Genomic DNA, 13,973 nt, shown 5'->3' with positions numbered 1-13,973 from the left:
AATTGCAGCGAATTCTTCCGCGCGGCGAGATCGAAGCGCTAGACCACAACACCATTCCCCGCGTCCAGTTGCCGGCGCGCGAGTCGGTTTTCGCGACCCGCGCGGCCCGCTTGCGGCAACTGGCCGCGGACAGTCCGGTGGCCGACTATCTGCTGTTGATGGCCCGGTTGGTCGACGCCCAGCATCGTGCGCTGAAGGGCTGCGCCGCGCCGCCCGCCTCGCAAGAGCGCATCGAACTGGCCCAGACCCACGGCATGCCGCCGCTGCAAGCCGTGGGCTGGCCGCGCGACCCGCTGTGGCGGGACATCCTGCGCCAGCTGGTCGACGATGTCGCCGCCGGCCCCGACGTGCCGGCCGAGGCCGTCGAGGTCTGTGCGTCGCTGCGCCGTGCGCTGGACGAAGACACCGAATCGCTCGAAGACCTGGCCGAGGCCGTGCTGTCTGAACAGCACCACGGCGTGGACGGCGCTGCCGCCCCGTTCGTGATGGCCGCGCTGCAGGTCTACTGGACCGATCTGGCCAGCCGCTTCGACGAAAAGCAGCTGCCGGTGGCGTCGCCCTTCGGCGTGTGTCCGGTGTGCGCCAGCCTGCCGGTGGCCAGCGTGGTGCGGGTCGGCGGCCAGTTCGAGGGCTACCGTTACCTGTGCTGCAGCCTCTGCGCGACCCAATGGCACATGGTGCGCGTCAAGTGCACGCACTGCGAAGACGTGGAATCCGTGGCCTATCAGGCCATCGACGGCCGTTCACCCGCCATCAAGGCCGAAACCTGCGACCGTTGCCACGCCTATCGCAAGATCTTCTATCAAGACAAGGACCTGCACGTCGAACCGGTGGCCGACGACCTGGCCAGCCTGATGCTGGACGTGCTGGTGGGCGAGGCCGGCTATTCACGGGCCAGCGGCAATCCGCTGCTGTGGCACGGCGCCGACGAGGAATAGCCATGGCCGATCTTGCCGCCGCCGCCGACATTCCGGCGCTGGACCGCCTGCTGAACGCGCCCGGCCTGGCCGTCGCGTTGGAAACCCATGGCCGCACGCAGGTCGTGGCGGCGTTGCGCCGCCACCTGGACGCGCTGCGCCAGCGGGCGCTGGCAGGCGAGCTGCCGCGCGCGGACCTGGCCGAGGTCACGGTTGCGGCAGCGGTGTCGGCCGCGCTGGCGGCTGCCGCGGCGCCGCGCCTGCGGGCCGTGTACAACCTGACGGGCACGGTGCTGCACACCAACCTGGGGCGGGCGCTGCTGCCCGACGCGGCCGTCGATTCGGTGCTGCGCGCGCTGCGTTCGCCGGCCAACCTGGAATTCGACCTGGACACGGGCGGGCGCGGCGACCGCGATGACCTGATCGACGAGCTGCTGTGCGAACTGACCGGGGCCGAAGCCGCCACGGTGGTCAACAACAACGCGGCCGCGGTGTTGCTGATGTTGAACGCGCTGGCCGACCGCCGCGAGGTCGTCGTGTCGCGCGGCGAACTGGTCGAGATCGGCGGCGCCTTCCGCATTCCGGACATCATGAAGCGGGCCGGCGCCAAGCTGGTCGAGGTAGGCACCACCAACCGCACTCATGCGGCGGACTACGAGACCGCCATCGGCCCGCGCACCGCGATGTTGATGAAGGTGCATTGCAGCAACTACGCGGTCACTGGTTTCACCAAGAGCGTCAGCGTGGCCGAGGTGGCGGCGCTGGCGCATGCCCGCGGGCTGCCCGCCACGGTGGACCTGGGCAGCGGCACGCTGGTAGACCTGACGCAATTCGGCCTGCCGCGCGAGGACACGGTGCGCGAGACCATTGCCGCGGGGGCCGACCTGGTGACGTTCAGCGGCGACAAGCTCCTGGGCGGACCGCAGGCGGGCCTGCTGGTGGGCCGTGCCGACCTGATCCGCAAGATCAAGAAGAATCCGCTCAAGCGCGCGCTGCGCGTGGGCAAGCTGACGCTGGCCGCGCTGGAACCGGTGCTGGCCCTGTATCGCGCGCCGGAATTCCTGGCGCAGCGCCTGACCACGTTGCGGCTGCTCACGCGCCCGCAGCGCGATATCCAGCCGCAGGCCGAGCGGCTGCGCGGCACGCTGGCCCATGCCGTGGGCGCGGGCTACGAGGTGCAGGCGGTGCCGATGTTCAGCCAGATCGGCAGCGGCGCCTTGCCGGTGGACCAACTGCCCAGCTTCGGGCTGGCGGTGCGCTACACCGGCAGCGGACGTCCCGGGCGCCATCTGGACCGACTGGAAGCGCGGCTGCGAGGCCTGCCGGTGCCCGTGATCGGACGCATCGCGGACGACGCGCTGTGGCTCGATCTGCGCTGTCTGGAGGCCCGCGACGAAGCCGACTTCGCCGCGCAGCTGGCGGAGCCCATGGCATGATCGTCGGCACGGCCGGCCATATCGACCATGGCAAGACCACGTTGGTGCGAGCGCTGACGGGGGTGGACACCGACCGTCTGAAGGAAGAGAAGGCGCGCGGCATTTCCATTGAACTGGGCTACGCCTATACGCCGCTGGCCAATGGCGACGTGCTGGGCTTCATCGACGTGCCGGGCCACGAAAAGCTGGTGCACACGATGGCCGCGGGCGCCAGCGGCATCGACTTCGGCCTGCTGGTGGTGGCGGCCGACGACGGCGTCATGCCGCAGACGCGCGAGCACCTGGCGATTCTGACGCTGCTGGGCGTGGCGCGCGGTGCGGTGGCGCTGACCAAGGCGGATCGCGCCGATGCGGCTCGGCTGGCGGCGGTGCGCGCCGAGATCGCGGCCCTGGTGGCGGATACCTTTTTGCAGGGCGCGCCGGTGTTCGAGGTTTGCGCAGCACAGCCGGATGACGGCGGCACGGCCGACCTGAAGCGCCACCTGGACGAGACCGCGCAGGCGCTGGGCGCACGCGGCCACCAGGGCCTGTTCCGATTGGCGGTGGACCGGGTGTTCACGTTGGCGGGCCACGGCACGGTGGTGACGGGCACGGCGCACGGCGGCCAGGCGCGGGCGGGCGATGACGACGCCGATCTGCGGCTGATGCCGGCGGGCACGCGGGTGCGGGTGCGCAGCATCCACGCGCAGAACCAGTCCAGCGCAACGGGCTCGGCCGGGCAACGCTGCGCCTTGAACCTGGCGGGCATCGACAAGCAGGCAATCGGACGCGGCGACTGGATCGCGGATGCGCGCTGTTTCCTGCCGTCGCGCCACGTGGATGTGGCGCTGACGTTGCTGGATTCTGCCGATGCGGCGCTGCGGGCCTGGACGCCGCTGCATGTGCATATCGGCGCCGCGCGCCACATGGCGCATGCGGTGCCGCTGTCGGCGGAATCGCTGGCGCCGGGGCAGTCCGGCTGGGTGCAGCTGGTGTTCGACGAGCCGGTGTGCGCGATGCCCGGCGACCGCTACATCGTGCGCAATTCGCAGGCGACGCGCACGGTGGGCGGGGGCCGGGTGCTGGACCCGAACGCGCCGGATCGCAAACGCCGCGCAGCATCGCGGCTGCAATGGCTGGGCGCGGTGGCCGAGATGCTGGATGGCGGCGGGCTGCACCCGTTGCTGGAACAGGCGACGCTGGGCCTGGACGAAGCGGCGTTGCAGCGCCTGACGGGCCAGCCGGTGAGCGAACTGGCCGCGCCGCACGGGGCCAGCTGGATTGCGCCGCGCACGCCGCAAGGGGCGCGCACGCTGATCCTGTCGTCGCACTGGGAGGCATTGCGCGATCGGGTGGAGGCGGCGCTGGCGGCCTTTCACCAGGGGGCGCCGGATGAGCCGGGGCCGGACAGTTCACGGCTGCGCCGGATGGCATTGCCAACAGCGCCTGAACCGCTGTGGCAGGGGTTGCTGGATCATCTGCAACAGCATGGCCGCGTGGTGCGCAATGGGCCGTGGCTGCATCTGCCGAATCATGTGGCGGTGCTGGCCGAGGGCGAAGCCCAGTTGGCGCAGCGGCTGCTGCCGCTGCTGGCAGCGGGGGCCTACGATCCGCCATGGGTGCGGGATATGGCGCGGCTGCTTGCCGAGCCGGAAGACCGGGTGCGGCAGGTGCTGCGCAAGCTGCTCAGGCGCGGTGAGGTGGCGCAGGTGGTGAAGGATCTTTTCTATGACCGCGAGCAGGTGGCGCAATTGGTGGCGCTGGCGGTCGATCTGGCGGGCAAGCCTGCTGGGCTGAATGCGGCGGCGTTCCGGGATGCGACGGGGTTGGGGCGCAAGCGGGCGATTCAGATTCTGGAGTTTTTTGACCGGACGGGGGTGACGCGGCGGGTGCGGGATGCGCATGTGCTGCGGGTATCATAGGCGGGTCACTGCGGAAGGCATCCGTGTCCGGTGGCACGGCCGGGCTTCAAACCCGGTTGGGGGCGTCAGACGTTCCCAGGTAGGTTCGACTCCTGCTGCCTTCCGCCAATTCTTTTGCTGACGTTGTGTTGTTGCTGGCGATGGGGTGAGTTCTTCTGCCGCCGTGGCGTTGCGGGGCGTGTGACAGTGGGCCTCCGATTGCGGTCCGGAGCCTTCGCTCCGGACTGCCCCGTTGTCATCCTCGTCCTCGCCTTCGGCGACTCCTTCGGATTCCCTCGGGCGCAATCTAAACGGCCCACTGTCACACGCCCCGCAACGCCACGGCTCACGTTGGATTGGGTTGTCGCGGTGCTGAATCTTGATCGAACGGTTTGCTTGTTGTGGGGATTGGCGGAAGGGGTTTTGTTTTGGCGGGGGCGGCGCTTTGCGCCGCCTTTTGTTTGGGTGGGCGGTTTGGAATGACGGGGGGTCATTCGCTACGCGCGCAGCATCTTGGTGACGACGCTCGTGACGTTGTCGGCTTTCCAGTCCAGGGCGCCCAGGTGCCAGTAGCGGGCGGTGCCGCCGCGGTCGATCAGGTAGTTGGCGGGGAGGCCGGCGGCGTCCCATTTTTTTGAGGCGGTGCTGTTGCGGTCGTGCAGGACGGTGCCGGCGACGGGCCATTTGGCCAGGAAGGTGGTGATCTTGCCCAGGGCTTCGCCTACGTTGACGGCGACCAGGCGCAGGCCTTCTTCGCGGTGGCGGCGGGCCATGGCGGACATGAGGGGGATTTCGTCGCGGCAGGGGTCGCACCAGGTGGCCCAGAAGCTGACGATGACGACGTTGCCGCGCCAGGCGGAGAGTTTCTGTTCGCGGCCGGAGAGGTCGGGCAGGATCAATGGGGGAGTGGGGGTGGTCCAGGGGGCCCAGTCGGGGCCGGTGGCGGCCTTCAGGGCGCTGTCGCTGGCGGCGCGGGCCCAGGGGGGCAGGGCGGCTAGCGACAGGCCGGATTGCAGGAGCTGGCGGCGGCTGATCATGGCGCGCGGGGTCAGGTGGACAGGGGCTTGGCGGTGAGCTTGTAGCTGAAGCTGTCGGGGTCCAGGCTGTCCAGGCGGCCGTCGGCGGTTTCGCCGTTGGGGTACATGAGGAACGGGACGGGGCCGTGGGCGGTGCCGGGCAGCGCGACGTCGTGGCCGTGGTTGTAGGCGACCCAGTTCATTTCCCAGGCGCCGAACAGCATGACGCGCGCGGCGCGCACTTTGGCGTCGGTCAGGGGCAGGTCGCCGGGGGGCTCTTCGAGCATGACTTTGCGCACGTCGGCGGGGTCGACGGGGATCCAGCCGTAGCCGTCGGCGTAGAACTCGGCGCGGCAGTGCTGCGCCTTGGTGACGTCGCCGGCCTTGCCCAGGCTTTTGTAGCCGAGCTGCGAGTCGGCCACGCGCAGGCCGTAGGCGTCGCGGGCCGGAATGCCGGACGCGCGGGCCAGGGCGACAAAGAGCGCGTTGATGTCGGCGCATTTGCCGTTCAGGTCGTTGGCGGTGAGCATGTAGCGCACGTCGCCGACGCCGCAGCCGCGGGTTGCTGCGGTGCGGCAGGTGTTTTCGACGACCCAGTCGTAAATGGCGCGGGCGCGGGCCAGGGTGCCCTGGTGGCCGCGGGTGATCTGGTCGGCGGTGGTCTTGACGATGCCGTCGGTGGGCAAGAGCGCGGTGGGCTTGAGGAATTCGCGCAGGGTGGCGGCGCTTTCGCGCGGGGTACCGGCCGGCGGGGGCTGGGTCAGGTCGACGCGGCGGTTGCGGGTCTGGAAGCGGCTGGTGACGGTGACTTGCCGTGGTGCCTGGGCGTCGGGCCATTGCACGGCCAGCATCTGCACGTCGTAGCCGGGGGCCTGGACCAATTGCGCAGTGCCGCCGCCGCTGACCTGCCAGGTGCTTTGTGCGCCGCGCTGGTAGGCGGTGTCGGTGGCGTAGGGCACCGGAATCCAGAGGCGGGTCTGGGCGCCGGGGTCTTTCACGGTGATGCTGCTGGTCAGTTCGTAGGCGCGCCAGCCGGCGGTGACGGGGGCCTGCTGCGCGCGGGCCGTCAACGGCAGGGCGGCCTGGGTGGCGCACACGGCGCCCGAGAAACGGAGGAAGTGTCGGCGATCCATAAAGCCCTCACGCACGGTGAAGTTTGGCTGTCGGTGCGCCCGGTGGCGGGCGGGCCGTCCGTTGCTGCGTGCTGCAGCAATGATGATAGGGCCATTCCGGGGGGCGATGCTATCCTTTTCCGAGACCCCTTACGGAGAGATTGACATGACCCAGGATGCTGCATCGGCGGCGGTGCCGCGCTTGACTTCGCTGTCCCATGGCGGCGGCTGTGGCTGCAAGATCGCGCCCGGCGTGCTGTCGGAATTGCTGGCGCGTTTCGGTCCCGCGGCCAGCTATCCGGACCTGCTGGTGGGCACCGAGACGGCCGATGATGCGGCGGTGTATCGGCTCAACGACGAGCAGGCGCTGATCGCCACGACCGACTTCTTCATGCCGATCGTGGACGACCCGTTCGATTTCGGCCGCATCGCGGCGACCAATGCGCTGTCGGATGTGTACGCCATGGGCGGCACGCCGATCATGGCGCTGGCGATCGTGGGCATGCCGATCAATGTGCTGCCGCACAGCGTCATCGCAGACATCCTGCGCGGCGGCGAATCGGTCTGCGCGGACGCCGGCATTCCTGTCGCGGGCGGCCACAGCATCGATTCGGTGGAACCCATCTACGGCCTGGCGGCGATGGGCCTGGTGCATCCGGGCCGCATCAAGCGCAATGCCGATGCGCGCGCGGGCGACGTGCTGATCCTGGGCAAGGGCCTGGGCGTGGGCATCCTGTCGGCGGCGCTGAAGAAGAACCGCCTGGATGCGGCCGGTTATCGCGTGATGATCGATACGACGACCCGGCTGAACCGGCCCGGTGCGGCGCTGGCCGCGCTGGACGGCGTGCATGCCATCACCGACGTGACCGGCTTCGGGCTGTTGGGGCATGCGTTGGAAATGGCGCGTGGCGCCAAGCTGACGGCGCAGTTGCGCCGCGATGCCTTGCCGTGGTTGCCTGGCGTGCAGGCCTTCGCCGCCGATGGCGTGGTGACGGGCGCGTCGGGGCGCAATTGGGCCTCGTATGGCGAGTCCGTGCGCCTGGGGGCCGAGGTGACCGACGTCGAGCGGGCCCTGTTGACCGATCCGCAGACTTCGGGCGGCCTGCTGGTGGCCTGCACGCCGCAGACGGCGCAGGCGGTGCTGGATCTGTTCCATCACCAGGGCTTCGAGGACGCCGCGGTGGTCGGTGAAATGGTGCCGGGCGACGCGCTGGTGCGGGTGGTCTGAAGCGCGTGCGGCCGGCCCGAGCGGCGCGGCCGCGCCCTGGCCTAGGGCCGGTCCCGCCGTGGCGGCGCCTGGTTCTGCACCTGGTAGTTGATCTGCCATTTCAGCAGCGGCCCGTAGGCTTGCAGCCGGGCTTCTTCGGTGCGCTGGGCGGGCGAGGCGTCCTGTTCGGGCGCCAGCGCCACGCCGGCATCGCCGGCCCAGGGCATGATGCGTCCCGGGCGGTCCTTGCGGTAGGCGCCGTCGCGGGTGATGAGCAGGCGCGGGTTGTTGTAGCCGAAGCACCATTGCGGGTCGGGCCGGGCGGCCAGCAGGTCGCAGCCGCTGCGGAAGTACGGCGTGTCGGGCAGGCTCAGGTGGTACAGCGTGGGCAGGATGTCCTTGTGGCTGCCGGGGCGTGACGGGTCGTAGGTCGACTGCCCGCGGTAGGCCTGCGGCACGTACAGGTAGAAAGGCACGGCGCGTGCCAGCACGGCGTCGGTGTCGGCCTGGTAGTCCACGCCCAGGATGTTGTGGTCGCCGGTGACGGCAACGATGGTGTTGGCGCCGTTGGCCGAGGCCTTCAGGCCGCTGAGGAAACGGCCCAGCTGGTCGTTGGCGTAGCGCAGCGTATCGAAGGCGTCGTCCAGGCCAGTCCACGAATCGTAGTACGGCAGGTTTTCCACATCGTCCAGATTGATGCCGCCCCGCTTGCCGCCTGCGGGCACCAGGAAGGGCGGATGGTGGGTGGTGGACAGGGCCACGATGAACAGGGGCTGGCCGTCACGGTCGGCCTGCGCCAGCCGTTCGGCAATGTAGCGGAACATGTATTCATCGGGCACGCCCCAGGCGCCGGCCTCGGCCTCGGGATAACGCTGTTTCAGTGCCAGTTGGTCGATGAATTCGCGCGCGCCCAGGTGGCTGGCGAAGCTGCCCAGGTTGCGCCAGGTGGCTGCGCCCGACGTCACGAACAGCACCTTGTAGCCGCGCGCCAGGAAGGGCGTGAAGGCGTTGCTGTCGAAGACGCCGCTGGCCGCCGACGACTGGCTGATGGCGGGCACGGGGCTGCGCACCATCAAGCGGCTGAGCGAATCGATGGTGCCATTGCCTTCGGACAGGAACCGGTCAAAGCGCCAATCCGCGTTCCAATGCGGCCGCAGGGCGCCCAGCAGATCGCGCCCGGGGCGGTCGTACTGGTTCATGTGGTGGCCCATGCTTTCCATGACCTGCAGCACCACGTGGGGCGGATGGGCCTGGGCCGCCGGATTGGCGCCGGTGCTGGCCATGAAGGGTGCCAGCCCTTGGCCGGGCCGGCCCAGGAAGCGCTGGTACAGCTCGGCGCCATCCTGGTCCGAGACGGGCGTGAAGCGCTTGTCGTTGCCGCGGTCGTCCAGCGCCCAGAAAAATGCCGAGATGCCGTTGGGCGCGATGTCGTTCAGAAGCCGCAGCGACGAAATGCTGGTGTCGTCCTTGTTGAGCGGAAAGGTGCCCAGCGACCCGCGGCACGCCAGCACGGTGATGCCGATGATCAGCAGCAGGCGCAATGCGCTGGGCAAGAGGGGGCGCTGCGCCAGCCGTGCGCGCAGCACGCTGGCGCCCCAGCGGCGCGCCAGCCAGAAGGTGATGCCCAGCACGGCCGCCAGCAGCGCCAGCGCCCGCAGCACCGGATAGCCCTGCCACAGCGTCAGCAGGATGGCGTGGGTGTCGTCGTCCATCAGGCCGAACACGAAGATGTCGATCGACCGCGAAAAGGTGGCGAAGTAGCAGACGCTGATCACGGTGCTGGCGGCGAACAGCATGGCCATCGTCGCCCCGACATAGGGCAGGCTGCGCAGCCAGCGGCCCTGCCAGGTGGGGCGGGCGGGCAGCAGCAGGGCAATCAGCAGCAGCACCGAAAATGCGATGGCCGACACCTTGATGTCGAACAGCAGGCCGATGCCAAGGGTGCGGCTGATGTCCTGCGGCAGCGCCGTATAGGCGTTGGGCGGCGCATAGGCATACAGCAGGTAGCCGCGTCCGGCGCCTTGGGCCAGTACCGACACCAGCCACGGCGCCAGCAGGATCAGGAAAGAGCGCTGGAAATTCAGGAACCAGTCCTGCCATGCCCGGGAAGAGCGAAAGAGCGTCGTCATCAGCGCCTTGAGAGGATTGCGGGGGAGGCGCGCCGGAAGTGGCGGCGACAGGCCTGCGGGCCGATGGCCAGGGCAGAACGCCGTCGCGAATAGGCAGAGCTCGGACCCGTGCTTGTTGCGCAGGCCGCAATCTACAGGAGCGGGGACGGGAATGTATGAAAGTTTGTATAGATCTTGTACGGCGCCCGTCAGGCCGCCGCGCCGGCCGGCGTCACGGCGGCGTCAGCGCCTGGGCGGTGGCCGCGCCCTGCTGCACCAGCCAGCGGGTCACGATGTCGGCATCGGGCGTGCTGCGGCGGGCGTTGCGCACCAGCCAATAGGCGTGTTCGGTGGCATCGGCCGCGGCGCCGCCCACGGTGGCCAGGCGCTGGTCCGCCAGCATCGGCGCGATCAGGGCCAGCCGGCCCAGGGCGATGCCATGGCCGGCCAGCGCGGCGTGCACGATCTGGTCGTATTGGTTGAACCGCAGCATGCCCTTGGGCCGCACCCGGCCCAGGCCGCGCGCGTTGAGCCATTCGGACCATTGCAGCCAGGGCCGGGTGGGGTCGTCGAACTCCAGCAGCACGTGGCGCTGCAATTCGCGCGCATCCAGGGCGCGGGCCTTCAGGGACGGATGGGCCACCGGCACCACCGATTCGCCAAACAGCCAGACGGCGCCGTCCGGCACGGTGTCGCGCAGGCTGTAGCGGATGGCGATGTCCACACTTTCGCGGTCGATGTCGATGACCCGGTTGTCGGCCGCCACGCGCACATCGATATTCGGATAGGCGGCCTGGAAGTCGCCCAGCCTGGGCAGCAGCCACAGCGAGGCGACGCCGATGGTGGTGGTGACGGTGACCGGCGTGCGGCGTTCCGGTGCGCGCAGCTGTTCGGTCAGGTCGCCCAGCTGGCTCAGCCAGGCGTCGGCCATGCGGAACAGTTGCGCGCCTTCCGACGTGAACGACACGCTGCGAAAACCGCGCAGCAGCAGCGGCACGCCCAGATGGGCTTCCAGCGCGCGGATCTGCCGGCTGACGGCCGATTGCGTCACGTGCAGGTCCTGCGCCGCCAGCGTGATGCTCATGCGGCGCCCCACGGCGACGAAGCCGCGGACGAGGTCAAGCGGAGGCAGTCTGGCCAGCGGATATGACATTCGTAAAACTCATGCGTAGGGGGCGGAAAAGTTGCTTGTGCAATATAACGCCTGCGGCGTCCAATGGAACCTGATCCTTGGGTAGGGCGGCCGCAAACCGCCCCTGCCGCCGAGGAATCTCCAGGATTCACTGATGTTGCACCGCGGGAATGCGATTCCCGCAGATGGGCGGCCTGCACTATGCTGTTCCCACGTCCCGCCGCCGGAGCTTTTGCGATGAATGCGCCCTTGTCCGCCACCCCCCGCATCGAAATGTGGTTCGATTTCGCCAGCCCCTACAGCTATCTGGCGATCGAGCGCATCGACGCCCTGGCCAGGCAGGCGGACGTGCAGGTGGACCTGCGTCCCTTCCTGCTGGGTCCGATCTTCCAGGCCCAGGGCTGGAACGACACGCCTTTTCGCCTGTTCCCGGGCAAGGGCGCCTACATGATGCGCGACATCGCCCGCCTGGCCGAAAAGTACGGCGTGCCCTACAACCGCCCTCGGTTGTTTCCGCGCATGAGCGTGCTGCCGGCGCGCATTGCCCTGCTGGGCCAGGACGAGCCCTGGGGCCGCGATTTCTGCGTGGCCGTGTTCCGCGCCAATTTCCAGCGCGACCAGGACATCCAGGCCGAGGACGTCGTGCACGAGCTGCTGACCGAACTGTCGCTGGACGCCGATGCGCTGATCGCGCGCGGCAAGTCCGAAGCGGCCAAGGAAGCGCTGCGCCGCCAGGTCGACCAGGCGCGTCACCTTGGTCTGTTCGGTGCGCCGACCTTCTTCGTCGATGGCGAGATGTTCTGGGGCAACGACCGTCTGGAAGACGCCCTGGAATGGACCCGCCGGGCCCCCGTCAGCGCCTGGGCGGCCAGCGCGGGCTGATCCGCGCCCCGCCCGAAATTTTTTCCCGTCAATGCTCGATCCGCAATGAAAAACGCCAGCAGTCCCCTACGCGGCGCACCGATGCCCGGTGGCCGTTCGTTCACGCAATTTCGCGCCGCGCGCATCCGCCGCGTGTCGTTTCAATGGAAGCAGGTTGCCGGCGAAGCTACCGCTGACAAGGGCGGAACGCCGCAAGGCGCGTGAGGCGTTGCGGCGGCCGGCCCTGCGGCGCGTCAGCCCTTGGTGACCGCCGCCACGTTGGCCCATTCTTCATCGGAGTACAGCCGCGAGCGCAGCAGAAAGCGCTTGCCCTCGGCGCTGTCCAGTGAAAACGCGCCGCCGCGTCCGGGCACCGCGTCGATGATGAGCTGGGTGTGTTCCCAGTAGGCGAACTGGTCTTCGCCCATGTAGAACGGGCAGCCCTCCAGGTCGCCCAGCAGCACGTCCGAGCCGCCCACCATGAATTCGCCCTGGGCGTAGCACATGGGCGAACTGCCATCGCAACAGCCGCCGGACTGGTGGAACATCAGCGGGCCATGCTTGGCGCGCAGGGTGTCGATGAGTTCGCGTGCCGCGTCGGTGGCGACAACGCGCGGGGTGGGGTCTGCCATGATGCGGCTCCGCAGGGTGCTGTTCGGGTGAATCGCGCCGGGCCGCCAGGCCCGGCGCCGCCTTGCGTCGCGGTCAGAAGAAACCCAGCTTCTTGGGCGAATAGCTCACCAGCAGGTTCTTGGTCTGCTGGTAGTGGTTGAGCATCATCTTGTGGTTCTCGCGGCCGATGCCCGACTGCTTGTAGCCACCAAACGCCGCATGCGCCGGGTAGGCGTGATAGCAGTTGGTCCAGACCCGGCCGGCCTTGATGGCGCGGCCCATCCGATAGCACGTGTTGGCATCGCGCGACCACACGCCCGCGCCCAGGCCGTACAGCGTGTCGTTGGCCAGCGCCAGCGCGTCGTCGGCATCCTTGAAGGTGGTCACCGCCACCACCGGCCCGAAGATTTCCTCCTGGAACACGCGCATCTTGTTGTGGCCCTTGAACACCGTGGGCTGCACGTAATAGCCGCCTTCCAGCGCGCCCTGCAGCTGCGCACGGCTGCCGCCGGCCAGCACCTGGGCGCCTTCCTGCTTGCCGATGTCCAGGTACGACAGGATCTTCTCCAGCTGCTCGGTCGAGGCCTGCGCGCCCAGCATGGTGTCGGCATCGAGCGGGTTGCCCTGCTTGATCTCGCCCACGCGCTTGAGCGCGCGTTCCATGAACTTGTCGTAGAGCGATTCCTGGATCAGCGCACGGCTGGGGCAGGTGCAGACTTCGCCCTGGTTCAGCGCGAACATCACGAAGCCTTCGACCGCCTTGTCCAGGAAGTCGTCGTCTTGCGTGGCCACGTCGGCAAAGAAGATGTTGGGCGACTTGCCGCCCAGTTCCAGTGTCACGGGAATGATGTTCTGCGACGCGTACTGCATGATCAGGCGGCCGGTGGTGGTCTCGCCGGTGAAGGCGATCTTGGCGATGCGCTTGCTGGAGGCCAGCGGTTTGCCCGCTTCCAGCCCGAAGCCGGTCACCACGTTGACCACGCCCGGGGGCAGGATGTCGCCGATCAGTTCCATCAGCAGCAGGATGCCCAGCGGCGTCTGCTCGGCGGGCTTGAGCACCACGCAGTTGCCGGCCGCCAGGGCAGGCGCCAGCTTCCAGGCAGCCATCAGGATGGGGAAGTTCCACGGAATGATCTGGCCCACCACGCCCAGCGGTTCGTTGAAGTGATACGCCACGGTGTCGCTGTCGATTTCGGACAGGCCGCCTTCCTGGCTGCGGATGCACGAGGCAAAGTAGCGGAAGTGGTCGATTGCCAGCGGGATGTCGGCGGCGCGGGCTTCGCGGATGGGCTTGCCGTTGTCCCAGGTTTCGGCGGTGGCCAGCCGTTCCAGGTTGGCCTCCATGACGTCCGCGATCTGCATCAGCATCTGCGCGCGCTGGGCGGCCGGGGTCGCACCCCATTTGGGGGCGGCGCGGTGCGCGGCGTCCAGCGCCAGTTCGATGTCGCGCTCTTTCGAGCGGGCGTTGCGGGTCAGCACCTGGCCGGTGACCGGCGTGACGTTGTCGAAGTACTCGCCGTCGGCGGGCTTTTGCCATTTGCCGTCGATGAAGTTGTCGTACTGGGTCTTCAGGTCCAGGCGGGTGCCATAGGATTCGGGGGTGACGCGGGTCGCGATGTCCATGCTTGTCTCCGTATTGTCGGGATGGCGGCAGTCGGGTGCCTGTCCTGTATCAAGCAAACCGCGTGCCAT

General features: G+C 68.7%; 11 protein-coding genes and 1 tRNA gene. 6 read left to right on the top strand and 6 right to left on the bottom strand.

Features of this window, described 5'->3' with window-relative positions:
- Positions 1–2 precede the first annotated feature (2 nt).
- From fdhE to HV798_RS16250, 4 genes are all read left to right on the top strand, one after another.
- Positions 3–938 (top strand): formate dehydrogenase accessory protein FdhE, encoded by a 936-nt coding sequence (fdhE, locus tag HV798_RS16265; protein WP_175193679.1) that lies wholly within the window; start codon positions 3–5, stop codon positions 936–938.
- A gap of 2 nt (positions 939–940) precedes the next feature.
- Positions 941–2,353, top strand: a complete 1,413-nt coding sequence (selA, locus tag HV798_RS16260; RefSeq protein ID WP_175193678.1) for an L-seryl-tRNA(Sec) selenium transferase — start codon at positions 941–943, stop codon at positions 2,351–2,353.
- The gene (gene selB / locus HV798_RS16255) at positions 2,350–4,254 is read left to right on the top strand and encodes a selenocysteine-specific translation elongation factor (RefSeq protein ID WP_175193677.1); all 1,905 of its coding nucleotides are present in this window, start codon (positions 2,350–2,352) and stop codon (positions 4,252–4,254) included. Before selA ends, selB begins: the two co-directional genes overlap by 4 nt.
- A gap of 12 nt (positions 4,255–4,266) precedes the next feature.
- A tRNA-Sec gene (locus HV798_RS16250) sits at positions 4,267–4,362 on the top strand.
- A 368-nt stretch (positions 4,363–4,730) separates the two neighbouring features.
- Here the strand turns inward: HV798_RS16250 and HV798_RS16245 are convergent.
- Both HV798_RS16245 and HV798_RS16240 read right to left on the bottom strand, forming a co-directional pair.
- Positions 4,731–5,270: a TlpA disulfide reductase family protein gene (locus tag HV798_RS16245; RefSeq protein ID WP_175193676.1), complete on the bottom strand. Its 540-nt coding sequence runs from the start codon at positions 5,268–5,270 to the stop codon at positions 4,731–4,733.
- Positions 5,271–5,281: 11 nt separating this feature from the next.
- The gene (locus HV798_RS16240) at positions 5,282–6,382 is read right to left on the bottom strand and encodes a transglutaminase-like domain-containing protein (RefSeq protein ID WP_175193675.1); all 1,101 of its coding nucleotides are present in this window, start codon (positions 6,380–6,382) and stop codon (positions 5,282–5,284) included.
- Positions 6,383–6,527: 145 nt separating this feature from the next.
- Between HV798_RS16240 and selD the strand changes: the two genes are divergently transcribed.
- Positions 6,528–7,589: a selenide, water dikinase SelD gene (gene selD, locus HV798_RS16235; RefSeq protein ID WP_175193674.1), complete on the top strand. Its 1,062-nt coding sequence runs from the start codon at positions 6,528–6,530 to the stop codon at positions 7,587–7,589.
- A 41-nt stretch (positions 7,590–7,630) separates the two neighbouring features.
- Here the strand turns inward: selD and HV798_RS16230 are convergent, their stop codons facing one another.
- Positions 7,631–9,697, bottom strand: a complete 2,067-nt coding sequence (locus HV798_RS16230) for an LTA synthase family protein (RefSeq protein ID WP_175193673.1) — start codon at positions 9,695–9,697, stop codon at positions 7,631–7,633.
- Between the two features lie 211 nt (positions 9,698–9,908).
- Positions 9,909–10,829 carry a LysR substrate-binding domain-containing protein gene (locus tag HV798_RS16225; RefSeq protein ID WP_175193672.1) on the bottom strand — a complete coding sequence of 307 codons (921 nt, stop codon included), beginning with the start codon at positions 10,827–10,829 and terminating at the stop codon, positions 9,909–9,911.
- Positions 10,830–11,045: 216 nt separating this feature from the next.
- Here HV798_RS16225 and HV798_RS16220 point away from each other — a divergent pair, with 216 nt between their 5' ends.
- Entirely contained in the window at positions 11,046–11,690 is a 645-nt protein-coding gene (locus tag HV798_RS16220) for a 2-hydroxychromene-2-carboxylate isomerase (protein WP_175193671.1), read from the top strand.
- A gap of 233 nt (positions 11,691–11,923) precedes the next feature.
- Here HV798_RS16220 and HV798_RS16215 read toward each other — a convergent pair whose 3' ends face one another.
- Entirely contained in the window at positions 11,924–12,301 is a 378-nt protein-coding gene (locus tag HV798_RS16215; RefSeq protein ID WP_025139787.1) for a DUF779 domain-containing protein, read from the bottom strand.
- A gap of 73 nt (positions 12,302–12,374) precedes the next feature.
- The gene (adh, locus tag HV798_RS16210) at positions 12,375–13,904 is read right to left on the bottom strand and encodes an aldehyde dehydrogenase (RefSeq protein WP_175193670.1); all 1,530 of its coding nucleotides are present in this window, start codon (positions 13,902–13,904) and stop codon (positions 12,375–12,377) included.
- Positions 13,905–13,973: the final 69 nt, after the last annotated feature.

Origin of the sequence: Achromobacter deleyi (genome assembly GCF_902859705.1) — a bacterium.
Taxonomy (GTDB): domain Bacteria; phylum Pseudomonadota; class Gammaproteobacteria; order Burkholderiales; family Burkholderiaceae_B; genus Achromobacter; species Achromobacter deleyi.
Note: the sequence above shows the minus strand (reverse complement) of the source record. Positions and strands in the feature narration are given on the sequence as shown.